This window comes from Halorubrum sp. SP9 (assembly GCF_005435015.1).
In the GTDB taxonomy this organism is placed as follows: domain Archaea; phylum Halobacteriota; class Halobacteria; order Halobacteriales; family Haloferacaceae; genus Halorubrum; species Halorubrum sodomense.
On record NZ_SGXU01000476.1, the window covers coordinates 1 to 372 of the forward strand.

1 protein-coding gene is annotated in these 372 nt (G+C 62.1%); it reads right to left on the bottom strand.

Annotated features, from left to right (window positions below; all coding sequences use genetic code 11):
• Nucleotides 1-267: hypothetical protein (locus tag EXE45_RS21020; RefSeq protein ID WP_206750518.1), on the bottom strand; the 267-nt coding region annotated here is incomplete at its 3' end.
• Nucleotides 268-372 lie beyond the last annotated feature (105 nt).

A 372-nucleotide genomic window follows, 5' to 3' on the forward strand; every position in this document is an offset into this window, starting at 1 on the left:
GGAGTTGGCGTACGTGCCGTGGTTCCACGATTCGACACGGCGGTCTGGACCGCGTGAGGGGTACCCTTCGGGCGGGAGATACACCCCATCGGGCGTACAGCGACACGCCGTACAGTACACCGTGTCGTCATCCCGCACCGATAGTGATCCCTCACACGTCTCGTGGGGGCATGAGCGAGTGTCCTCGGGTTCGTCCGTTCGAATCGCATCTGCGAGCGACGTGACCCCCGCCAACTCGTTGTCGCTCTCGGGACGGGTACTGCTCATGCCATGAGCTCCTCGGTCGCCTCGTCAATCGTCGCCTGGTACTCTACGGCAGCGCGGTCACAAAGACCTAAAAATTCGTATTCAAGGCCACGGAGAGAGCGGTCC